Below are 23212 nucleotides of genomic sequence, written 5' to 3'. Positions count from 1 at the left end.
AGATGGGGTTGTTATAACTCTAAGGATATATGATGGAATCAGCAGTCTTAAAATAAAAAAGCTAGCTAAAACGAAACACCAGCAGCTGCTCTCTCCTCTGACTTCCAAACATAAAAAAGCTGCCACTCAATGTGACAGCTTTCCCATAGTTATGCTCCCATGACATAAAACACATACCGGCTCATGCCTTCTGCAAAGATCAAGACAGCGAGTGCTCCATAAGCAAAGTAATTCAATTGCATTAGTTTTGTGGAATGTGCCAGGTAACCGATGAATAAGACCCCGGCAAGTTCAATAATCCAGCGAATAGCCACTGTGGCTTGGTAACCTTCCAATGCATTTAATGCATTAACCGCTCCGATTTGGCTGACATCTGGCATGGCTGATGAAAATAAAGCCACTCCTATTAGTTGTATCGCAATTCCGGCAAGCGAGATATAAAATGCATATTTTAGCAGCTGCTGGCTGAGCTCTTTATATCGCCCCTTTAAACTTGGCGCAATCAAACCTGCTGTAAGGACTGGTCCTAAAACAAAGACCGTTCCGTAAAAGGAAGTATAAGTATTAAGCGAATTCCAGCCGCTGACAAGAGTATTATAATAGATAGCACTCATGCAAAAGACATCAACTAAACCTGCAACAGTTGCGGCGATAAGCAGCCATACATGAACTTTTTTTTGAACAAAAGTCAAACCTGTGGTCAAACAGGTGAGTCCGATAAACATCCCTGTTATTAAAATCTCTCTGCTCATCCACGAGGACCCTAGATGTCTAATTGTATTAAATGCATTTTCAGGAGCACCCAAATGAGCGAAGGATGCCCCTAAGCCGATTAGGGAGAGCACAGAAATCACGGTAAGTGGCAGCTTCATCACTTGAAGGCTTTTTTCTGCTCCAAGATTGGAAAGTTTTCTATAAAATAACAGCAGTACAATTGTTCCGCCAATTGCTGCTTGCAAACATATGGTAAAAATAAGCAGTGCCCATTCATGCATGTGGGAAAACCTCCTTAATTAGCAAATTTATGCGGACTAATAACAATATTCGGATTGGTCATTGAAGCTTTTGGAAGGTCTTTAAGCTCGCTGACATCACCATATTTTTTTCGCAACTCATCAATCGGCCCTACTTCTATAGCACGATAAATACAAGCAGCCTCACACGCTGGGCGCTCTCCTTTTTCAAGAAGATCGATGCAGAGGTTGCATTTTGTCATTTTTCCAACCTCTGCATTGTATTGAGGTGCTCCGTATGGACAATTCCAAGAACAATATTGGCAGCCTACACATTTTTCATGATCAACAACAACAACACCATCTTCTTCACGCTTATACATCGCGGTTGTTGGACAACCTTTAACACAAGCCGGGTCATCACAATGGTTGCAGGAAACTGATAAATAATAGGCTTGAACATTTTGTTCGTATGTTCCATCGTTATGATCTGTAAATGAACCACTTTCAAACGAATAGACTCTGCGAAAATTAACGCCGACAGGATTATCGTTTTTATCCTTACACGCAACAACGCATGCTTTACACCCTACACAGCGGGCCTGATTAATATAAAAACCTAATTGTTGTGTCATTCTTCAGCATCCCCCTTTCTTATGCTTTTTCTGCTTGTGCCAGGTTTGTATGCTGCGGATTGCAATGGCCTAAAGCAGTAGCTTTATGTGTTGTTAAAACATTAATAGATCCCCTTGTATCAATCCCATCCTTATCAGGTGTAAACCATCCACCCTGCGGAATTGCCATAACACCCGGCAGGATTCTGCTTGTTACCTTAACAGGCATTTTAAGTGCTCCCCGATCGTTAAATACCTTTACCAGATCGCCCTCTTTTATGTCTCTTTCGTCTGCATCGATTGGATTCATCCACATAATATTTCCTTCTACCTCTTCCATCCAATCACTTGTATCATAAGACGAGTGGGTGCGGCGCTTGCTGTGCCACCCAATCAGCTGAAGCGGATATTTGCCTTTTGTAGTAGCTTCTGCTCCTTCTTCTAATAAGACATGCTTAGGTATCGCTGGGATTTCTTCAGGATTATCCATGTCCCACAAGTCTTTTGAAAACAGCTCAATTTTGCCTGATGACGTTTCGAATGGATTATTTTTTAAATCTTTGATTTGCGCTTCAAAGGCAATTACTGGTTCAAAATCATATTTATGAATGCCTGTTTTTTTCAGCTGCTCATATGTTGGAAAATCGGGCTGTTCTTTTCTTGTTTCGTTAATAATCCATTTCACCCAGTCATCCTGTGTACGGCCTTCTGTAAATTGCTGTTCAACACCCAGCTCTCTTGCAAGCTCTGTCATCCATTCATATTCTGTTTTTGAGTCGAAAAGCGGTTCAATCACCTTTTGTGACATAATAATATGCTGTCCATAGCTCCAAGGCGGAACAAAGTCACTTTGTTCAAAGAATGTGCAGGTTGGCAGAATGATATCTGAATATTTAGCAGATGGTGTCATGTAAAGATCCGTTGTGACAATAAACTCGACTTGAGATTCATCTGAAATTAGCTCGATCGTTTTATTAATATCTGAATGCTGATTGATCAGTGCATTACCGGCAATGTTAAAAATCATCTTGATATTGGATGGCAATGTTTGGCCTTCCTCAAGACCTTTAACTCCCTCTGCAGTTCCCATATTTTCTCCATCTGCAATGGCATCTGTAAAGCGAAAACACGGAATGGATAAGCCTGTTGGATTTTCAATTGAAGGAAACGCAACATACTTGGCAATGCCTGCTGCTCCAGGACCAGCCCAGCCGCCTTTAACACCAATATTGCCTGTCAGTGCAGCAACTAAAGATCCTCCCCGGGAAAGCTGTTCACCATTCATATGACGATTAATTCCATTCCCCTGAATCCATGCCATCGGCTTTGTTGAAGCGACCTCTCTTGCAAGCTGTTTAATCTTATGTGCAGGCAAACCAGTCACTTTTGCAGCCCACTCAGGTGTTTTTTCTACACCATCCGTTACTCCCATGATGTAGCTTTTATAGGATTCGCCAGCAGGGACACCTTCTGGCATATGTTCTTCGTCATGACCAATACAGTATTGATCCAAGAACGCCTGATCCTGCAGATTCTCACTAAACATGACATGGGCCATACCGGCAATCAGTGCATTATCCGTTGTTGGTTTAATCGGGAACCAGTCATCAGCAAGACCAACAGCAGTATCTGTATTTCTTGGGTCAATAATATAGATCTTTGCTCCAGCTTTTTTAGCCAGTCTTAAATAAACGTTAAAATGTCCAAAAATGGTCTCAGCCGGATTAAAGCCGTTTAAGACAATAAGCTTTGAATCTACTAAAGTGTCAAGGCTGCTGCTGGCAGAACCTACGCCAAATGTGTACGGTGTTGCAGCACCATGCTGCCCAGAACTGTAATTTGAGTATCTTCCAAGGAAGCCGCCGTCACATGCGAGCAGCCGCTGGATAAGTGTATCACCGCTTCCAATTTGTCCCGTCTGACCAGTTGCATAGATTCCGTACCGTGAGGCAGGACCATATTTTTCTTTAATTCTAGTCGATTCACTGGCAATCTCTTTAATTGCCTCTTCCCAGCTAATTTCTTTAAACTTGCCTTCTCCTCTTTTTCCAGTCCGGCGCAAAGGTGTTTTAATCCTGTCTGGATGATAGACATGGCGCCGATATCCTCGCCCTCTTACACAGGCACGTATTTGCGGAAACTTAAGGGAATCTGCATTCTTATCACGCGGATCATCATCTGTTGATAACCTTGTAATTGTCCCATCTTTCACATGAGCCTTAATCAGGCATTTTCCTCCACAATTCAAAGTGCCGCATGTTGGAACTACCTTAACACTCTCAGCAGTTCCCTCTGCTGCTGCCGGTGATGGAACAAGCTTATTTGCTACAGTCGCTCCTCCTAACACTGCTGGCGCCGCTACAGCACCTGTCCATTTCAAGAAGGTTCTGCGCTTCATGGTTTGACTCGAAATTTTCTCTAATAAATTCTCACTCATATTCTAAGACCTCCCTTACCGCTGATAAGTATTGATGTTCTTGTATGATAAAATCCCGCAGCAGTGTTGCAGAGCCCCTATATAACTTACTTTCTGCAGCAACAATAATTCTTTCAGTAAATGGCTTGACCCATTGCACGAGATGTTCATCTACTAGTAAAAACTGATACAGCATAGCCTTCTTGAGTTTCAAATCATCTTGGTCTTGTATTGCCTCAGCAGAAACTGTCATAAGGTACTTCATAAATTCGAGTTCTATTGCAATATGATCCTCAGGCTCTTTATTTTCTCCTTCAGATACAAGCCCAAATTGGCGCAGCTTCTCACGAACTGCCAATGTTGACTCTCCAAACAACAAGCCTTCCTTAGAGCGGTAAACCGATTCCCAAGGCGGAGCCATTACATGCTCTGGCCCGAAAAAAAGCTTTAAAAACACCTTTCCTTCTCTATCAGCAGTGTCATGATAGCTCCCTGCTGATAAAGTATGAATAAAGTCACGCAAATCATTGTTTAAATCAGCTTTTTCAGAAATACCGCTGAGATCCCATGCTTCCAAGTCAGCTGCACTGACAGGTTGACTAAAAATGTAATGAAGGAAATCATACTGATCTTTCCTGTCCTTCCAGACAGTCATAAAATTCTCCGCTGCCGCCTCCATCTTCATTCCCCGCTTTCAAGTTAATACTTTGTGAACTTAATCACATTCGTGAACTTAGTATAAACCTCTTTTGGGTTAAAAAATATGGCATGGAATACAAAAATACGGGGATAATTTAGTACATTGGAACAAAAGAAATCGGAGGAATTTGTGAGATTAGTTGTTTGCGTTCACAACATCATAGGATTTTTTTGAATTTTTTCTTCTTAGAGGAGACTTTGAACCATAGTAGAATTAATATAGTAGACCTGTAATAAGTTAGGAGTTGAAAATTATTAGTAATAATCGAAATAAACCAATTGAGCTGATCATTCTGCAATCATTGGAAGGCAGAATGAATTTACCTGATCTCAAGAAAAAGCATCATTTAGAAAAAGGATATGCCGGGGAAAAACGCTTTGATCACTGGCTTGAAACGGAGCTATCAAGCTCTTTCATTGTACTCAAAGATTTAACACTGGATGTCCAATCATCCAATGCACTTCAAATCGATACGCTGCTTTTCTCTGAAAAGACCATCTACTTATTTGAGGTGAAGAATTATGAAGGTGATTTTTCAATCAATGGAGAAAAGTGGCACTCCATCACAGGTACGGAAATCAAATCACCATTGCAGCAGCTCAAACGAAGCGAGCTGCTGCTCAACCACTTTTGCCGTGAGCTTGGCTATAAAATTCCGATAGAAGCTTATTGTATATTTGTTAATCCCGAATTTCATTTATTTGGCTGTAATCCTCAGCAACCACTCATTTTTTCTACACAGATTAAGAGATTCCTCAAAAAGATTAATAACCACTCCACTAAACTTAAAGCCCAGCATCATAAACTTGCTGCTGCATTAAACTCTTACAAGCTAGAAAAATCACCTTACTCACGTTTTCCTGCCTATTCCTATGACACGCTTAAAAAGGGAGTACCTTGTCCTGCATGCCGTACTTTTATGCTTCCGTCTAACTCTAAAATGGTTTGTGATCAGTGTGGATTTGTTGAGAAATTGGGCGCTGCAATACTACGGTGCGTTCAAGAGTTTAAAATTCTATTTCCTGAAGAAAAAATCACTGTTGCTGGAATTTCTAATTGGACTGGAGGCCTGTCTTTAAAGACAGTACAAAGAGTACTCAAGAGGCATTATCGCTTGACTGGCAGTGGAAGAGGATCCTTTTATGTTTGATGCTTAAATGGTTCGTCTTCTGGTATGCTTGGGATTATGTCATTTGCTCGTGCATCCATATATTGTGATTGCACGGGCTTTTTTGCTATATTGTGTTTTTGTTAGTGAATAGTTGAAGGCTTATTTGTGCGTTATTTTGGGTTAATAGAATTAGGTTGGGGGGGTTCTTTTCTTTTTAAGACACTATTTTCCGGATTTTGGATTATAGAGGGGTGTTTATCTCCTTTTCGCGACATTAATTTCCATATTATGGATTATAGAGAGGTGTTTCTCCTCTTTTCGCGACACTATTTTCCATATTATGGATTTTAGAGGGGTGTTTCTCTCCTTTTCACGACACTATTTTCCATATTCTAGATTTTAGAGGGGTGTTTCTCCCCTTTTCGCGACAGCATTTTCCATATTATGGATTACAAAGGGGTGTTTCTTCCCTTTTCGCGACACCATTTTCCAGATTCTAGATTCCACAGGGGTGTTTTTTCCTTTTCTCGACACCATTTTCCAATTTACGGATTCCACAGGGGTGTTTATCCCCTTTTCGCGACACCATATTCCAAATTCTAAATTCCACAGGAGTATTTATCCACTTTTCACCACACCATCCCCCAGATTCAAGATTCTCGCGCGGTTTCTCCCCTTTTTCACGACTCACTTCTCCCAGAATCCATCTAAAACTACCTCATCTCCCCCTATTATAAAAAGAAAACGTACGCCTCTCCCCATCCTCCTCATTTTCCGCTTCCATCGAAAAGGCTCTAATCAATATAAAAGCTCCAATTACTTGAATCCAGCTCCCAATCATTAGGATGTGTTCACCTGCTTCCTCCAGTTCCTGCAGTAAGAAAACAGTGCCAATTGCCTCAACGATCGAGCCCAGCGAAACCAGACTATTTCCTGTCATATCCAATTCCCTGGCAGGTGTGTCGGCGGCCAGGGAAGCTCCTACTGCTTCAAATGCTGCACCAAGTCCTTGCACGGAACTTCCAAGAGCATCAATTCGCCAGCCATCTTCTTCTGACTCATTTAATTCGACATGTATCCCGACTGAGTTTGTGGTATTGCCTGCCGCTTCAATCCAGCAGCCCATGATATAGTAATATGTTGATTCAGCACTTGCCGGGTTGGGATCTTTCGACCTTCCGACGGCCTGTAATGAGTTGCCCAATGCTTCGATCCCATTTCCCTTAAGGACCAGTTCTTTTCCCTTCTTTGTCCGTGTGACGGTGGCATGGGTCTGACCAATGGCTGCTGACAGTGTGCCCAGTCCAAGAAGCCATGCTCCTGTTATGAGTAATTCTTCGCCTGCATGATCCATGCCTTCCCCCCTAATAAGACGCTGCTACTATGGTATGGTGAAGTATGGATATTTGTACCTCACAAGCCTCGCCTGCAAAGCGGATCCTTCCAATAGCCTTTTGAATAGTTTTCAGCCATTTGATAAAATAGTAAAGCTACAACTAGAAAAGGAGATTTATACATGTCACAGAAAAAGAAATCATCTAATACATTTATTATTGTTTTGACTCTTTTAGTCTTTGCTTCCATTGCGGTGTTTGTTGTGCTCAACAGCAATAACCAGAAAGAAAATGAACCCGGTACTGAATTCTCAAAGCAGCCATCACTGGAAAAACAGCCTAGATTAGGAGAAGAAGATGCACCGGTGAAAGTCGTTGAGTTTGGCGACTTTAAGTGCCCAGCCTGCAAAGCATGGGGAGAAAGCATTTACCCGCAGCTTGTGGATGATTATGTAGAAAGTGGACAAGTTGAGTTTGGTTATATCAATGTCTTATTTCATGGGGAGGAATCCACTTTAGGCTCTGCTGCTGCAGAAGCCGTGCTAAAACTTGAACCTGAATCCTATTGGGACTTCCATAAGAAGTTATTTGCAGAGCAGCCTGAAAATGATCATGATACTGTATGGCTGACGGTGGATAAAATACACGAAGTGGCGGCTGAAACAACTGGCATTGCTGCTGAGGATCTAGAAGCAGCAATGCAGACGGAAGCGGTTGTGGAAGAGGTAAATAAAGATACCTCCCTTGTTGAAGAGTACGAAATACAATTAACACCAACCATTATGGTTAATGAAGTGATGATAGAAGATCCTTTTGATTATGAAAAAATAAAAAGTGTGATTGATGAAGCATTAGAGGATCAAGAATAATGGAGGCACAAAAGAAGAGTCAGCTCTTTTTATATCTTGCATGGGTCATCTCCATGATTGCTGCACTTGGCAGCCTTTATTTTAGTGAGATCCGCGGCTTTGTCCCTTGTGAACTCTGCTGGTATCAGCGTATCTTCATGTATCCGCTTGTTTTTGTTTTAGGAATTGGCGCTTTTTATCAGGATCATACAGTGAAAAGAATTGCCTTGCCAATGGCTGTGATTGGCTGGTGCATTTCCATCTATCATTACTTGCTGCAAATGGTTCCTGGTTTTGCCGAAATCAAACCATGTGCAAATGGCGTTCCCTGCAATGCCAAGTATATCGATTGGTTTGGGTTTGTAACCATTCCTTTCCTGGCCTTAACGGCATTTACACTAATTATTGTTTTACTGTTAATGATGCGCATCAAAAGATAAATCAAAAGGGTGATCCCGCCTTAGGATCACCCTTTTCAAATGTCAGAGCACCATTAATGCGCTTCCGACATATACACTCTATTTTTCCCTGTTCTTTTCACCTTATATAATGCTTCATCAGCTAGACGGATGACCGAAGTGATGTTGTTGATTTCAGGGTGATACACCGCTCCGCCTACGCTGCAGCCGACATGAACAATATGTTCATCAATGATAAAGGCATCACCAAGCATGGAGACAATCCGATTTCCGATATCGATTCCTCTTTGAACTGGATCTTCTGGAGATTTCAAAACAAGGATAAATTCATCTCCGCCAAGTCTTGCAACGAACTCGCCATTCTCGATATTCTGCTTGAGGCGCCTTCCTGTTTCAATCAGGAGCTGATCACCCGCATCGTGACCTAACGTATCATTTACTTTTTTAAATCCATCTAAGTCTAGATACAATATCGTTAAGGGGGTATTTTCATGTGTAACCCGATCCAGATAACGTTCAAGACCATTACGGTTCGCAAGTCCTGTCAAATGATCCCTTGAAGCCACATTTTCCATTTCTACTAAATCAGTTTCTGTTTTGGTTAACTGTTTTATTAGTTTTCGCAAAGAAATGGACAGAGATTCAATCTCCTCAATTCCTCTATAGATTGGGATATCAATTTTTTCCCCTCCGCGCAGCCGGTCCGCAATGCTCGATATTTCCTTCAATGGTGCAGCCATTCTTCTGGCCACTAAAGAAGCTAAAAGGGAAGAAAGAACAGCCAAAATGATGCCGCAGACAATAAAATAGCTTAACATCTCTTTCGTTGGAGCATATGCCTCGTCCACCGTCTGCCTGACAATGACAGTCCAACCCAGACCTTCATAGTCTCTATATCCATCCGTTAAAGCAAAACCTGTTAAATATTCCTTTCCATCGTCCCATTTCTCTACAGCCCAAGCAGCCTGATCTGGTTCGGCATGCTTTAACTCATTAAAATTCAGCGTATGACCCAGCATTTCTTCAGGTCCTAGGAGAACATCATGATTTTTGCCAACAATGAAAATTTCAAGATCTTCTCTGCCTTTTAAAGTATTCAGCATGGCCATTTCAACCTCTTTAGCCCATTCCCAGCTTAAGTGTGCCGCCAATACTCCAGTAAAAACACCACCATCGGTTGTAATAGGCATACTAATATCCACAAATTTCATCGGTTCTCCAGTAGGATTTGGCAATAACTCAGCCAGCAGTACCGCTTCATGAACATCACCAATAAACGGCCTTTCCAATGCTTCCTGATAAACTGGCCTCTCTGAAATATCTATTCCTCTTAAAATATCATCTGTAGCTGAAATAACTTCCCCTGCTTCATTGGTTAATCCAATCCAGCTGAAAGCAGGGAAGCTTTCTCTTACCTGATTCAGCAATTGGTCGATTTCGTTAAGATTTTCCTGCTCTTTAATGGTCTGCATTTCACTGATAATCTCAACTTCGCCATTTCTTGACCACATATACCGATCAAGCTTGTCCCCCATTAAATAGGCCATATCTGCTAATGAATCACCAATTTCCGTTTGTACTTCCTGAATGGAACGCTGCCCAATTAAAAAACTTAGTATAATGACTAAAAATACCATAAGAATGCCAAAAATAATCGATAGTTGCCTTTGCAGACTACTAGAAAATAACATATAGAACCTCTCCGTTTGTTTAATCTTATTGTTGCTGCGTTTCATGGAGGTATATTCTAGGATGCAACTTTTTTCAAGCTATATAATGATCAATCATGAACATAGTAAGTATATAAGATGTGAAGGAATTTTTGTATAGCCGATTTACAAATACAGTTTAATATTTCAAAATAGTTTTACAGATGAAGTTCTAAGAAGTAACATTTTCCCATCTCCTCCGTCTATTGTTTTAGGAGGGAAAAAAATGAAAAAAATCATCTTATTCGCTTTATTTGCCCTTTTCGTAACTGGATGCAATTCAGGTACGGCCGGCACAGACCATGTAGAAAAGGAAGAAAAAGAGATCACGATACCAAATGATCTTCCACAGCAATTAAAAGAGATCGACAAATCAAAAGTAAACACAGCTATTCAATTTGAGAGTAAATCATTTTTGGATTTAATGGATTCAGTCTTTTTTGAAAATCGTGATCAGGAAGGTTATCAGCGTACAACACATCGTGTATACAAGGCTGGGGACCAATTTGAAATCGATCCCGATGGATTATCACCCACTGCAAGATATGAAGTTGAATTCTTGAAATTTAATTATGAAGAAAGGAAGTTTGAAACGATCATAGAAAAAACAGTTGAGCGCCAGGATCCAAGTTATTTTATTACCATTCCAGATGAAGAGAATGTTGCTTATTATATTGAACAAGTAGCAATAGGTGAAAATGATGAAATTCGGAAACAGGAATATCATCAAATCTTTGTACCCTATAACGAAATAAATGCAAGAATTGATTTAGACAAGACACACTATTACCCTGAAGAAAAGATGACCGTTACGCTGACAAACTTGGGGACGATTGAATTAGGTACTGGTTATGGTGTGATATTGGATAAATGGAACGGAGAAAATTGGGAGCAGTTTGAGTTTGAACAAATGGCACCAGCAATAGGGATATTATTAAGAAATGAAGGCACTTTTTCGCAGGATGTCGAGCTTTCTCAGCTTGAAAAAGGAACCTATCGTGTAATTCAAACTTTGACAGAGGATGACAGAATATCCGCATCATTTACGATTGAATAAATAGAAGACTGATTAAATGGCGAGACTTCAAATTTTCATAGCTGGGAAACTCCTTGCTATAGCATTTTCCCTAAACCAAAGAGCTCATATGATAATGAGCTCTTTGGCTTTTCATATGTGTTGATCCTTTAGGATAAGATGCTCCCCTTTTACTGTTTTCTCACCCAGCTGTGCTTCAGCATTCATCCAGCACATAAGCGAAAATAAACTGCAATTTCACCAAGATATCAAAATGGTTCTATTTATAGATTTGACTTCCGCCTTCTTTAAATTCTTCTGCCTTTTGCTTCATCCCCTGCTCTATAACTTCAGTTGAAACAAGCATATTCTCTTTTGCATAGTTTCGGATATCCTGAGAAATTCTCATTGAGCAAAATTTGGGTCCGCACATGGAACAGAAGTGAGCCGTCTTAGCACCTTCTGCAGGCAAGGTTTCATCATGATATTGCAGTGCCCGTTCTGGATCAAGGGAGAGATTAAACTGATCCTTCCATCGAAATTCAAACCTTGCTTTTGATAAAGCATTATCTCTTATTTGGGCACCTGGATGGCCTTTAGCCAAATCGGCTGCATGGGCAGCAATTTTATAAGTGATCACACCTTCCCGGACATCATTTTTATTTGGCAGTCCTAAATGCTCCTTTGGCGTCACATAGCAGAGCATGGCTGTTCCATACCATCCGATCATGGCTGCGCCGATTGCAGAGGTTATATGATCATAGCCTGGTGCAATATCGGTTGTTAGCGGACCTAATGTATAGAATGGAGCTTCTTGACAGATTTCAAGCTGCTTATCCATGTTTTCTTTAATTAAATGCATTGGAACATGTCCAGGACCTTCAATCATTACCTGTACATCGTACTTCCAGGCAATTTTAGTCAGCTCACCTAATGTTTCAAGCTCGGCAAATTGAGCTTCATCATTTGCATCTGCGATTGAGCCAGGACGGAGGCCATCGCCTAATGAGAAGGCCACATCATAGGTTTTCATGATTTCACATATTTCTTCAAAGTGTGTGTATAGAAAACTTTCTTGATGATGAGATAAGCACCACTGAGCCATAATGGAACCGCCGCGTGATACGATACCAGTCATTCGCTTAGCTGTTAATGGAACATAATGCAGCCGCACACCAGCATGGATTGTAAAATAATCTACCCCTTGTTCAGCTTGCTCAATCAGAGTATCGCGAAATACGTCCCAATTAAGATTTTCCGCAATCCCATTCACTTTTTCAAGTGCCTGATAGATTGGAACAGTGCCTACAGGAACAGCTGAATTTCGGATTATCCATTCCCGTGTTTTGTGTATATTTTTCCCGGTCGATAAATCCATAATAGTATCAGCACCCCAGCGCGTCGCCCAAGTCATTTTTTCAATTTCTTCTTCAATTGACGAGGATACAGCGGAATTGCCGATATTGGCATTGATTTTCACATGAAAGTTGCGGCCAATAATCATTGGTTCACTTTCAGGGTGATTAATATTTGCTGGAATGATGGCTCGTCCGCGGGCGACTTCCTCACGGATATATTCAGGATTCATATTTTCCCGAATGGCGATAAATTCCATTTCAGGTGTGATAATCCCTTTCCTTGCATAATGAAGCTGTGTAACATTTTTTCCTCGTTTTGCCCGCAGAGGCTTTCTTTTTAGCCCGGGAAACACACCGTGCTGGGTACGCTGGTCGTCTTCATTGCGGTAACCATTATCTTCTGGCTTTACCCTGCGACCTTCATAGCTTTCAATATCTCCGCGTTCATCGATCCATTTCTGGCGAATGGGCGGCAATCCTTTTGTCAGATCCACTGCATAATTCTGATCCGTATACGGTCCGCTTGTATCATAAATACGTATGGGCTCGTTCTTCTCACCTCCAAAAGATCCGGTGGTGGCACTTAGTTCAATTTCTCTCATTGGCACCTGGATATCAGTCCTAGTACCTTCTACATACACTTTTTTGCTGCCGGGAAAGCTGGACATAATGGAAATCATTTTACCGTTTACTGTGGGGTTGATCATTTTATCTCTCCTTTAACATAATGTTAAGGACATGATCTCGGGAAATGCAAAGACATCCTTCAGTGAAGTGCATAAAAAGAAGCTGGGTCCATTGTAAAATAAACAGACCCAGCTTCAGAATATGCAGAAGTATACATAGCAAGTATTCACTAACTTCCCTACGCTGGCATGATCCAGATCAGGTCCAAAGGGTCAAGAAACTTTATCGCGTTTCCCTCTCAGCCCAGCTTATTGGACTCCCCCAGTTATAACTATTCAATTGTGCTTTTAGTTTAATATAAACGAACAGTAAATAAAAGGATATTTTAGGATTTATTGAAAAATAGGACGAAAGAAACTCTGATACTGAGCGGAAGTTATATAGTAGCTTTTAAAGATTGCTAGATGTAGCTTCAGAAACTGAACTAAAAAAAGGTTGAACTAGTAAGCCTAATTCAACCTCATACTATATAATTTGTTTACAATAGATTATTAATGAAAATTCACATTACACTCTGCTAACGTTCGCTCCACTCTCTTCTTCTTTCCCTTTATTTAATTGCTTGCGGATAAAAGGCATTACATAATAGTCAAGTCCGAATCTTCCAGCGTTGTAGCCAGCTGCTAGAATGAATACACCCATTAGAATGTCTGTCGGGTTATGAGATACAGTACCTGTAAGCAAGAAAGAGAAGTTCATCAAAATTCCGAAGAATGCTGCTGCTGTTGTTAAGCATCCAAGAATTAATCCAAGTCCTACTAAGAATTCGCCCCATGGAATAATGAAGTTAAATAGATCGGCATTCGGTAAGGCAAAGCTTTGAAGGAAGCTGTTATACCAGCCAAAAACAGGTGCACCATCTGGTCCCATTACCGGGTTTGCGGCTGCATTAGCCAGGAATCCTTTTGAATCAAATCCTCCTGTGATTTTCCCCCAGCCTGCTGTAATCCATAAATATCCCCAATAAACACGTATAACTGTTAATAGTGCTGCTGCAATTTTGTTTTCTCTTAACCAAGTGTTAATCATCTTGCATCTCCCTTTCTTTTAGTGAAAGATTATTTTTATGATTGCTTCTTACACTTAGAATATACCATGGTGGAGGGTACTCTACATCAACATTGTGATAAACTTCACAATGTTGTAATAAAGATGTGACGGAATGTTGAACAATGTGGTTTTTTATAGAATCTTCATCACTAGAAAGCATTTGTGTTAGTGAGGAAATTGCCGCTGCTGACATTTCTGCCCTCTATTTACATCAGAATCCGATTATTGGAGCTCATTTGAGGAAAAAAAGCTGGATTAAACGAAGAATTCAATAAAAATACTGCAAAACCTTAAAAAAATATAACTACTAGACCTTTGAACCCTGGATATCCGCCGTTAAATGGGATTTATCCGCCGTAAAAAAATATATCCGCCCAAAACAGCGATTTATCCGCCAAACCCCGCTCAAGACATACAATACGCAAAAAGCCGGCAGCACCAATAGTGCGCCAGCCGGCTTCTCAAATAAAATTACTTCGTCTCTCTATGCAATGTACGCTTCTTCAAGCGCGGGCAGTATTTCATTAATTCAATTCTGTCCGGGTTGTTGCGCTTATTTTTCGTCGTAATATAATTACGGTCTCCAGTTTCTGTACAAGCAAGTGTAATGTTTACTCTCATGATCAAAACTCCTTTTCGTTTGATTTATACACTTAAAACAATTCTTTCAGCCGCTTGACGGGCTCCAGAAATATTCCTTGCAATCGGTCCCATCTCCAGCTCGGCCAGCGGTCCTATCACATATAAATGCGGACACCATTCGAGGGACGGACTAACAATGGGATATCCGCATCTTGCGCAAGGCAGACTGTATTTTTCAATCGTCTTTTCCAGCCAGCCGCCACCGGGTCTTTCAGGCTTAAAACCAGTTGCAAGGATAACGGACTGAACTTCAACAGAACCATTTTCGGTGGTTAAGCTAAGCTCGTGATTTCTCCCGTTTCGGGCGGAAATAATCTCACCATCGATCACTTTGAGAATTCGATCCTGCTCAAGCTTCTTCAGTTTACGGAATAGCTCTTGCGGCAAGGAGCCTCGATTTCTTGCCGTTTTAATCATTTCTCTTCTTGTATCATAGTCATTAATCAATTGATATGGCTTCTGATTTTTAGGTCCTAACCAGCCTGGATCACTGTCAAAGTCATAAACCCGATAAGGATGCCTTTTAATTAGATGAACCTGGCCGGGATACAAGACTGACAGCTTGATGACTAAATGGGCAGCTGAGATGCCGCCTCCCACAACAGCAATAGAAGGCTTTATTTTCGTTAAATCGGCAGCTTCATCGTAAATATGGAAGAGCTGATGTGAGTGAGCTTTAAGGTTACTAGCCCATTCCGGTATATTCAGCTGGCCATTCACACTTAGTGCCAGTACCACGTTTTTCGTTTTAAAACGATTCCCAGCTTCAGTGTTGATGGTCCAGCTAGCATCTTCCCGGTCAACTCCATTTACACAGCCTTGATGCCAGCAGGATTCCATGTTGAGATTTCGAAACAGAGCTTGGCTATGCTCATTGAAAAGCTCCAATGAAGGCCGTTTATATACTCCATAAAAATCACTTTTCTTTCGATTCTGGTCGTCAGCATATTTTCTCAAAGAGAAAGGCTCAACATCCAGATGATGTACAGACGGTGATCTTAAAAATTTCATCTCAATCATTTCTGTTGTTTTGGTCCAACGGTATAGCGGTGTTTCATGGGGGTCAATGATGAGCAGCTGATCTGCTGATACTTTGTTATTTTTCAGTAGAAACGCTGCAATTGTACAGCCTTGAATGCCGCCACCTATTACAATCCATTCGTAGACCATGTCTATCTCCTGCCTTTAAAACGAAATTATTACGATTTAAACTTCAAGCTTCATGAAGGGAAAAATAAAAATATTTAACATGATCACCTATATTTTTATTTTGCATGCGAACTTTTTCTGTTAAATCAAGCCATTGTGCATGCTCCATTTTCTGCTCAAGCTGCATACTAATAGTGTCTTCAATTTTGTGCATTGTCATCATCAGCTGTCCAAAGGAAAGATTAAAGTGTTCGGCAGCTTGCCGATGAGGTGAATGTTTGACAAGCAGTGACATGAATTCATCCGAGGTTGAAGCTTGACTGGCCAGTTCATCTTCCAGATTAACAACATATTCATAAATATCCTTTTGCCTCGAAGGAAGTGATTTAATAATCTCTCTTGAGAGAATTTCCATTAAATGAGTATTCATGCTAATACCCCCAACCATCTTGCTAATAGCAACATCTTACTTATTTTTCATATTATATTTTTGCATAAAGCGATCTGCACGGCCACCGCGTTCAGCAAACTTTTGAACACCTGTATAGAACGGATGTGTATCTGATGTAACCTCTACTTTAAGCAGCGGATAGGTGTTTCCATCTTCCCAGGTAATCGTTTCGTTTGATGTTTTCGTTGAGCCTGTTAAAAATTTAAAACCGCTATTTGTGTCCATGAATACCACTTTATGATACTCTGGGTGAATATTTTCTCTCATTTTAAATTCCTCCTTTTATATTTACCAGCTGGCTTTTTTCACACCCGGAATTTGACCTTTATGAGCATACTCTCTGAACGCAATCCGGGACATTTTAAATTTACGCAGATATCCGCGCGGTCTGCCTGTTACTTGGCAGCGGCTTTTCAGGCGGGTCGGTGATGAATCTCTTGGCAGTTTTCTCAATGCCTCATAGTCACCTTTTTCTTTTAATTCTCTGCGTAACTCTGCATATTTTAAGACAAGCTCTTGTCTCTTCTGTTCTTTTACAACCTTAGATTTCTTCGCCAAAAATTTCACTCCTTCGATCAATTAAATCGTAATTATTACGATTTAATTTCAAGATAAAGTTATTTAATCATAAATTTTCACGAAATGCAACATCTTTGACCAGTGTCCCTAACTTTTTTTAAATGTGCAGACTTCCTTTTTCGTATCCATCGCTGCCAGTTCTTCAGTCATTTTCTTAATATCTATGTTTTCACCAATTACGACTAATGTCCTTGGAAATTGAAAGTCTTGCTTAAGGGAAAGCGGAACACCATATGCATATTGGAATAAAACTGTTTTTTCCTCCTGTTCTTCAAATACAATAAATCCTTTTATTCTCAGAACCGATTTCGGCAGCCCTTGGATCCACTTTTCAAACTGAGTTTTGTTAATATGTCCGGTAAATGTATAAGAAAATGACTGGATATTTAAATGATCATGCACATGCAGTTTGGCTGTATCCTTTAAAACTGGCTTTTTCACTATGCCGATTTCCTGTAAATCAATCTGTGCATATTCTGTAAATAGTTTGGGACCATTTATATTCAATGAACTTATCTCATTTTTCAATTGTCTCTGCTCTTTTTTATTTATCGTATCAACTTTATTAACAACAACCATGTCAGCAAATTTAATCTGTTCCTCCATTAAGTTCATAATTGGCAACGAATAAACTTCGCGATCCAGCCACCTTTTTGCATCTACAACAGTTATCAGTCTGCAAAAGCTTATATATGGAGCAAGGATGGGAGAAAGACAGGCATCAAGAACCTCCACTGGATGTGCAGCACCTGTCGTTTCGATATAGATAATATCTGGCTGCTCTGCCTGATAGAGAGTTAAAAGCTGTTCCTCCAATTCATTGCGGATGGTGCAGCAGATACATCCATCTAACAGTTCTCTCAAGGGAATCGATTCTTCCAGAAGTTTAGAATCAACCGAAAAATCACCTAGTTCATTCATCAATACAGCCACTTTTTTATCTTTGCTTTTTTGTTCCAATAATAAATTATGCAGCAAAGTTGATTTCCCGCTTCCTAAAAATCCGCCTAAAATGTATATTTCAATTTTCTTCATAAAATACTCTCCCTACAGCAAAAGGACTTCAAACTCGAAGTCCTTTTCACATTTTGCTTTATTAAGACGCACCAACATGCCATTTAAATGGATCTTCAAGCTCGCTCCAGTCATCTTCTAGCTCTGTATCCGTTAATAAGCATTGATCAAGGTCAAGCTCTATTTCTTCCCGATCCAGATCTGTGCCAATGATGACAAGCTTGATGATTCGATCTCCATAAACGGGATCCCATTGATCTAAGACATCACTATTTTGGCGCAGGATTTCCTGCTGCTCTAATTTTGGCAATGACGCTACCCAATAGGACACAGGTTCAATACTTACAGATGGTCCAGCCTGGGACAGGAGCATTGCAATATTATTTCTTGTCGCACACCAGACAATTCCTTTTGCACGAACAATATTTTCTGGCATATTATTGACCCAGTTGTAAAAACGCTCTGAATGAAAGGGGATCCTTCTTGAATAGACAAAAGATCCGATACCGTATTCCTCTGTTTCAGGAGTATGATGCTCGTGACCAAGCGTTAATTCTTTAATCCAGCCAGCCGAAGCGCTTGCTCTCTCAAAATCAAATCTGCCTGTGCTCAAGATTTCCCGTGGATCTACCTTCCCTTTTACACTATGAATTACTTTTGCTTCTGGCTGAATCACTTTTAATACTTTCTCCAGTTTTGCCAATTCTTCTTTTGAAACTAAATCAACTTTGTTAATAATGAGTACATCGCAAAATTCAATTTGATCAATCAGCAGATCGGCGATTTCGCGATCATCTGCTTCTCCGACCGCTTCTTTTCGATCCAGCAGGCTGTCTCCTGATCTGTAATCTTTCCAGAAACGGTTCGCATCCACGACTGTAACCATTGTATCTAAAGTACAAAATCGAGTCAGATCAATGCCAAGTTCATCATCTATGTATGAGAATGTTTGGGCAACTGGAATTGGCTCACTAATCCCTGTTGACTCAATAACGATATAATCGACATTTCCTGCTTTAGCCAGTTTTTCAACTTCGATTAATAAGTCTTCACGAAGCGTGCAGCAAATACAGCCATTTGATAGTTCAACAAGCTTTTCTTCCGTTCTGGAAAGCTCTCCGCCTTGTTTTACTAACTCTGCGTCTATGTTAACCTCACTCATGTCATTCACAATAACTGCTACTTTAAGCCCTTCACGGTTTTGTAAAATATGATTAAGCAGTGTTGTTTTCCCAGCCCCTAAATACCCGCTTAATACTGTTACAGGGATTTTTTTACCCATTTACATCCTCCTTAGGAATCTTTTAAATCGTAACCATTACGATTTATTATATAAAGAATGATACTGTACTTTGGATTACTTGTAAACGATAATGGATGGGATTTTTTTTAATAATAATTAAACGCAATAAAAATCGGCAGAAAGAACAGCACTCCGTATTGAAAAAGTCCAAACAAGCCTGTTCCTCCCTGGTCACATGCCTCACAGTCACAGTCCGCTCCATACATATCACTATTCATCATTCTAAAAAAACCTAATAGAAACATAGCCGCCATTGCAAAAAGAGCAAAGGGAATTAGCCTGGGCTCGAGCATATCTGTGATTTGGCCTGTAGTAAACAGCTTAAACAGCACGAGACTAAACGAGATTAAGATAATCGCCTGCAACTCATTTGCTAATTGCCAATCATTTTTCATGGTATCAATCCATTTCCTCGAAGATAAATTCCTGACCCAATTGAAAGCATCATAACAACGATGACGACTGCTATCGTGAACAAAAGAACAAATCTCAATTTAAAGCTTGATAACATGACGAGCGTATTTTTCAAATCAATAATTGGTCCAAAAACAAGAAAGGCCAGTAAGGACTCCGACGGAACCATGCTGCTGAAGGATGCTGCAACAAAGGCATCTGCCTCTGAGCATAAAGAGAGAACAAAGGCTAGTCCCATCATAAAAGCTGTTCCAATGATTGTATTCTGAGTGGCGTTCAGCATAGCGGTTTCGCTAATAAAAACCTGGGCCACACTTGCTAACAATGCCCCAACCATAAAGTATTTTCCTACGATAAAAAATTCGTTCGCACTATGATGCAGAATTCCTTTTAGCTTTGAATCTCCCCTCACATTCTGAGGAATATCTAAACTTTGAAAATCACTTTTTTGGTTTTTCAATATATTCTCTTTTGAAAAATAGATATAAATAATGAAGCTCACAATAGCTGCTGTCAGCAGACAGATGACGATCCTCCCAAAATAGATGAATGGATCATCCTGAAAAGCATAGTAGGTGGAACCAAAGACAATAAAATTTAAGATTGGCGCACCAATTAAAATGGTGACTCCCGCATGAATAGGAACTCCTTTTTGAATAAGCTTTCTTACGACAGGAATAATGGCACACTCACACACAGGCGTAATAATCGCGATGGTTATCGCAGCCAGAAAGGCAGGAAGCGGCTTTTTCGGAATTAGTTTTTTGATCTGTTCTTCTTTAAAGAAAACTTGTATGATCGAAGAAATGAAGACCCCTATTAATATAAAAGGTATTGCTTCTAAAAGAATGCCAATAAACACGTCAAATACCCTTGTCCATTCTTCTTGCAGTCCAAGCCCTAAGAGGTTGAGTATTTCCTCATTTCCAAATAAAAAGAAATAAATAAAAAACAAAAATACCAGATAAACAGTCAGGTTTTTAAGTTGATTTAACAGGCCCATATACAACTCCTTTAACACTGATAATAAAACGGGCTGCCCGATTGCTTGAAAACAACCAGGCAGCTGAAGCTCATTATAATAAAACTTTCTCCCTGCTAAGATTTGTCCCAATAAAAATGATTTCTCCATGGAGAGAACTGGACATCTTTTTGACTTTTTCCCATTGGAGTTTTCCTGATGCATATTGGAAGTGATACCATTGTGCTTCTGATTGATCATAGATCGTTCCTTTTGCTCTAATCATATCCTCGGTTAAATCTGAAAGAATGCGATGAATGTCGTTTCTTCCTACATTTGCAGTGTTTTGAATTTTGACAGCTTTAATCTCACGATGGTGAGCATATTTCTCTTCATTTTTTATTGTTGTTCTGGCTAAGCTGGAATGGGTCTGAAAAAGGTCTTCAATGCAATCTCCATATGATGTTTCCTTTAAGATTGCATCAGGGTTTATTTTTCGGACTAATTTACGGACTTTCTCCAGATCCGCCTTATGATCAATCAAGTCAATCTTGTTCAGCACAATATAAGAAGCATGATGGATTTGCTGTTTTTGCAGGTTTCGCACTTCTTTTGAACTGGAAAAAAAACTTAAGTATTCCTGCAGCATGGATGCATCTGTTATGCAGACAGACTCTTGGAGTGAAAATAAATCGGAGAAAGGATGCTGGTTTAATATCTCGTGAATTTCTCCTGGATTGGCTACCCCTGTTCCTTCTATAACAGCAACATCTACTTTTCCATCCTTGTATAAACCTGATAAATCACGCATGACTTTCTTCAGATCGTCCTGCAGAGAACAGCAAATACAGCCATTCAATAATTCAAAAAAGTTATCCTCCTTAAACATATGCCTTTCCAAATTCGTTTGACCAAGCTCATTTAGCAAAACGGCGACCTTTAAGCCCTTATCTTGAAGCTTTTTGATCATTTTAAGCATCATCGTTGTTTTTCCGCTTCCTAAAAAACCATTAATTAAGTAAACCGGCATTTTTCTCATAAATGACTCTCCTAAAATTTATAATGATAATCCCATAGAGTAGTTTCCGAAATAGATTGTCATTTACAATTTATTGCTGTTTAATCGTAATTATTCCGATTTTAATGTTCATTCCTACAACAAGCCTATATAAAAAGAAAAACCCGCCATTCGGCGAGTTTTATCTTCTTTAAGTACTCTCTTATTCTTCCGTGCCAATCATCATTGTTTGTGCGGTTGGTACGGTAAAGGAAGGCAGCGGGTCAGGAAGTGAGTTCCAGTCTCCCTGCATTTCCGTTTCTGTTAACTCACAATTTTTAAGAGACTGTTCAATTTCATTCTGATTCATGTCAATACCAATAAAGACGAGCTCTGTCAGCCGATCACCATTGACTTCATCCCAGCGATCCTTTAGTTCTGGATCCTCTTCGAACATAACAGCCTGTTCTTCTTCAGGCAGTGCCGCAATCCAGCTTCCTCCCGATTGAAAAACAATGGATGGACCTGCCTGAGAAATAAGACAGCTTTCATCGTTTCTTGAAGACAGCCATATAAAGCCCTTCATACGGATGACCTCCACTGGAAAATCTTCTAACCATGCATAAAAGCGCTCGGGGTTAAGCGGCTTTTTGCTTCTGTATACGAAAGAACTAATCCCATACTCTTCGGTTTCAGGGGTATGTTCACCATTTAGTTCTTTAATCCAGCCAGCACCTGAACTTACTGCATCAAAATCAAATAGACCTGTATCTAAAATTTCATTCATAGCTACTTTCGATTGGGAACTTTCAATGATTTTGGCATCAGGATTCAGCTGTTTTAATGTAGCTTTCAATTCATTTTTATCTTCTTCCTCTACAAGATCAATTTTATTTAAGATCAGTATATTAGCAAACTCAATTTGATCAATTAAGAGGTCAACTACTTCTCGATCATCGTTTTCATCTGTACCTTGTTTACGGTCAAGCAATGATTCACCTGAAGCATAATCATGCCAAAATCGATTTGCATCAACAACGGTAATCATGGCATCAAGCTGACACATGCTGGACAGATCAATATCTAATGTCTCATCCATATAAGTAAAGGTCTGTGCAACTGGAATAGGTTCACTAATTCCGCTTGATTCAATGACGATATAATCGATATCACCGCTTTCTGCCAGTTTATTAACCTCAATAATTAAGTCTTCTCTTAAGGTACAGCAGATACAGCCGTTTTGCATTTCTACTAATTTTTCATCCGTTCTGCTGAAGCCGCCCTGCTTTACAAGTGCTGCATCAATATTGACCTCACTCATGTCATTGACGATCACAGCCACTTTCTTGTTATCTCTGTTTGATAAAATATGATTAAGCAATGTTGTTTTTCCAGCACCTAAATAGCCGCTTAATACAGTAACCGGAATTTTTCTTTGTGTCATTGGTAATCTTCTCCCCTCAATCTTTTTAATAGATATCATTATAA

Annotated in this window: 24 protein-coding genes and 1 riboswitch; of the genes, 4 read left to right on the top strand and 20 right to left on the bottom strand. The window is 40.0% G+C overall.

The window, feature by feature from the left end; all coding sequences use genetic code 11:
* Nucleotides 1-149: 149 nt before the first annotated feature.
* From F7732_RS12065 to F7732_RS12050, 4 genes are read right to left on the bottom strand one after another with little or no spacing between them, the layout of a single operon-like run.
* A complete protein-coding gene (locus F7732_RS12065) occupies nucleotides 150-995 on the bottom strand; it encodes a dimethyl sulfoxide reductase anchor subunit family protein (protein WP_151574154.1) in 846 nt (281 codons plus the stop codon).
* A gap of 14 nt (nucleotides 996-1009) precedes the next feature.
* Nucleotides 1010-1588, bottom strand: coding sequence for a DMSO/selenate family reductase complex B subunit (locus F7732_RS12060; RefSeq protein WP_151574152.1), 579 nt, complete (start codon nucleotides 1586-1588; stop codon nucleotides 1010-1012).
* A gap of 19 nt (nucleotides 1589-1607) precedes the next feature.
* A complete protein-coding gene (locus F7732_RS12055) occupies nucleotides 1608-4004 on the bottom strand; it encodes a DMSO/selenate family reductase complex A subunit (RefSeq protein WP_151574150.1) in 2397 nt (798 codons plus the stop codon).
* Nucleotides 3997-4662, bottom strand: coding sequence for a TorD/DmsD family molecular chaperone (locus F7732_RS12050; RefSeq protein ID WP_161598874.1), 666 nt, complete (start codon nucleotides 4660-4662; stop codon nucleotides 3997-3999). Before F7732_RS12050 ends, F7732_RS12055 begins: the two co-directional genes overlap by 8 nt.
* A gap of 334 nt (nucleotides 4663-4996) precedes the next feature.
* On the opposite strand from F7732_RS12050, the gene F7732_RS12045 reads away from it, so the two are divergent.
* Nucleotides 4997-5833, top strand: a complete 837-nt coding sequence (locus tag F7732_RS12045; protein WP_151574146.1) for a nuclease-related domain-containing protein — start codon at nucleotides 4997-4999, stop codon at nucleotides 5831-5833.
* A gap of 679 nt (nucleotides 5834-6512) precedes the next feature.
* Here the strand turns inward: F7732_RS12045 and F7732_RS12040 are convergent.
* A complete protein-coding gene (locus F7732_RS12040; protein WP_151574144.1) occupies nucleotides 6513-7148 on the bottom strand; it encodes a DUF6944 family repetitive protein in 636 nt (211 codons plus the stop codon).
* A gap of 162 nt (nucleotides 7149-7310) precedes the next feature.
* Here F7732_RS12040 and F7732_RS12035 point away from each other — a divergent pair, with 162 nt between their 5' ends.
* Nucleotides 7311-7997, top strand: a complete 687-nt coding sequence (locus F7732_RS12035; protein ID WP_151574142.1) for a DsbA family protein — start codon at nucleotides 7311-7313, stop codon at nucleotides 7995-7997.
* Nucleotides 7997-8416, top strand: a complete 420-nt coding sequence (locus F7732_RS12030) for a disulfide oxidoreductase (protein ID WP_151574140.1) — start codon at nucleotides 7997-7999, stop codon at nucleotides 8414-8416. Before F7732_RS12035 ends, F7732_RS12030 begins: the two co-directional genes overlap by 1 nt.
* A 53-nt stretch (nucleotides 8417-8469) precedes the next feature.
* On the opposite strand, the gene F7732_RS12025 is transcribed toward F7732_RS12030, so the two are convergent.
* Nucleotides 8470-10086, bottom strand: coding sequence for a sensor domain-containing diguanylate cyclase (locus F7732_RS12025; protein WP_151574139.1), 1617 nt, complete (start codon nucleotides 10084-10086; stop codon nucleotides 8470-8472).
* A 244-nt stretch (nucleotides 10087-10330) separates the two neighbouring features.
* Here F7732_RS12025 and F7732_RS12020 point away from each other — a divergent pair, with 244 nt between their 5' ends.
* A complete protein-coding gene (locus tag F7732_RS12020) occupies nucleotides 10331-11161 on the top strand; it encodes an immunoglobulin-like domain-containing protein (protein ID WP_151574137.1) in 831 nt (276 codons plus the stop codon).
* 238 nt (nucleotides 11162-11399) lie between these two features.
* On the opposite strand, the gene thiC is transcribed toward F7732_RS12020, so the two are convergent.
* The 14 genes from thiC to F7732_RS11950 all read right to left on the bottom strand — a co-directional run bounded on the left by thiC (nucleotide 11400) and on the right by F7732_RS11950 (nucleotide 23168).
* Nucleotides 11400-13184: a phosphomethylpyrimidine synthase ThiC gene (gene thiC / locus F7732_RS12015; protein ID WP_151574136.1), complete on the bottom strand. Its 1785-nt coding sequence runs from the start codon at nucleotides 13182-13184 to the stop codon at nucleotides 11400-11402.
* Between the two features lie 138 nt (nucleotides 13185-13322).
* Nucleotides 13323-13437, bottom strand: a riboswitch (TPP riboswitch).
* Nucleotides 13438-13671: 234 nt separating this feature from the next.
* Complete coding sequence (locus tag F7732_RS12010) at nucleotides 13672-14193, bottom strand: DoxX family protein (protein ID WP_151574134.1); 522 nt, start codon at nucleotides 14191-14193, stop codon at nucleotides 13672-13674.
* Complete coding sequence (locus tag F7732_RS12005) at nucleotides 14186-14407, bottom strand: hypothetical protein (protein ID WP_151574132.1); 222 nt, start codon at nucleotides 14405-14407, stop codon at nucleotides 14186-14188. Before F7732_RS12005 ends, F7732_RS12010 begins: the two co-directional genes overlap by 8 nt.
* Before the next feature lie 278 nt (nucleotides 14408-14685).
* Nucleotides 14686-14835 carry a 50S ribosomal protein L33 gene (gene rpmG, locus F7732_RS12000; protein WP_066442686.1) on the bottom strand — a complete coding sequence of 50 codons (150 nt, stop codon included), beginning with the start codon at nucleotides 14833-14835 and terminating at the stop codon, nucleotides 14686-14688.
* Nucleotides 14836-14859: 24 nt separating this feature from the next.
* Nucleotides 14860-16026, bottom strand: a complete 1167-nt coding sequence (locus tag F7732_RS11995; RefSeq protein ID WP_151574130.1) for an FAD/NAD(P)-binding protein — start codon at nucleotides 16024-16026, stop codon at nucleotides 14860-14862.
* Nucleotides 16027-16069: 43 nt separating this feature from the next.
* Nucleotides 16070-16435, bottom strand: coding sequence for a hypothetical protein (locus tag F7732_RS11990; RefSeq protein WP_151574128.1), 366 nt, complete (start codon nucleotides 16433-16435; stop codon nucleotides 16070-16072).
* 36 nt (nucleotides 16436-16471) lie between these two features.
* Nucleotides 16472-16723, bottom strand: coding sequence for a type B 50S ribosomal protein L31 (locus F7732_RS11985; RefSeq protein ID WP_151574126.1), 252 nt, complete (start codon nucleotides 16721-16723; stop codon nucleotides 16472-16474).
* Between the two features lie 21 nt (nucleotides 16724-16744).
* A complete protein-coding gene (gene rpsN, locus F7732_RS11980; RefSeq protein WP_151574124.1) occupies nucleotides 16745-17014 on the bottom strand; it encodes a 30S ribosomal protein S14 in 270 nt (89 codons plus the stop codon).
* Between the two features lie 108 nt (nucleotides 17015-17122).
* Nucleotides 17123-18070 carry a CobW family GTP-binding protein gene (locus F7732_RS11975; RefSeq protein WP_151574123.1) on the bottom strand — a complete coding sequence of 316 codons (948 nt, stop codon included), beginning with the start codon at nucleotides 18068-18070 and terminating at the stop codon, nucleotides 17123-17125.
* Nucleotides 18071-18131: 61 nt separating this feature from the next.
* Nucleotides 18132-19331 (bottom strand): GTP-binding protein, encoded by a 1200-nt coding sequence (locus tag F7732_RS11970; RefSeq protein ID WP_151574121.1) that lies wholly within the window; start codon nucleotides 19329-19331, stop codon nucleotides 18132-18134.
* A 107-nt stretch (nucleotides 19332-19438) separates the two neighbouring features.
* On the bottom strand, nucleotides 19439-19747 hold the full coding sequence (locus tag F7732_RS11965) for a DUF1980 domain-containing protein (RefSeq protein WP_151574119.1): 309 nt from the start codon (nucleotides 19745-19747) through the stop codon (nucleotides 19439-19441).
* Nucleotides 19744-20880, bottom strand: a complete 1137-nt coding sequence (locus tag F7732_RS11960; RefSeq protein ID WP_161598873.1) for a permease — start codon at nucleotides 20878-20880, stop codon at nucleotides 19744-19746. The genes F7732_RS11965 and F7732_RS11960 overlap by 4 nt, the downstream gene beginning before the upstream one ends.
* Complete coding sequence (locus tag F7732_RS11955) at nucleotides 20843-21766, bottom strand: CobW family GTP-binding protein (RefSeq protein ID WP_151574115.1); 924 nt, start codon at nucleotides 21764-21766, stop codon at nucleotides 20843-20845. Before F7732_RS11955 ends, F7732_RS11960 begins: the two co-directional genes overlap by 38 nt.
* Before the next feature lie 181 nt (nucleotides 21767-21947).
* Nucleotides 21948-23168, bottom strand: coding sequence for a GTP-binding protein (locus F7732_RS11950; protein WP_151574113.1), 1221 nt, complete (start codon nucleotides 23166-23168; stop codon nucleotides 21948-21950).
* Between the last annotated feature and the right edge of the window lie 44 nt (nucleotides 23169-23212).

Source organism: Bacillus mesophilum (assembly GCF_008923265.1).
Lineage (GTDB): Bacteria > Bacillota > Bacilli > Bacillales > Cytobacillaceae > Cytobacillus > Cytobacillus mesophilum.
Note: the sequence above shows the minus strand (reverse complement) of the source record. Positions and strands in the feature narration are given on the sequence as shown.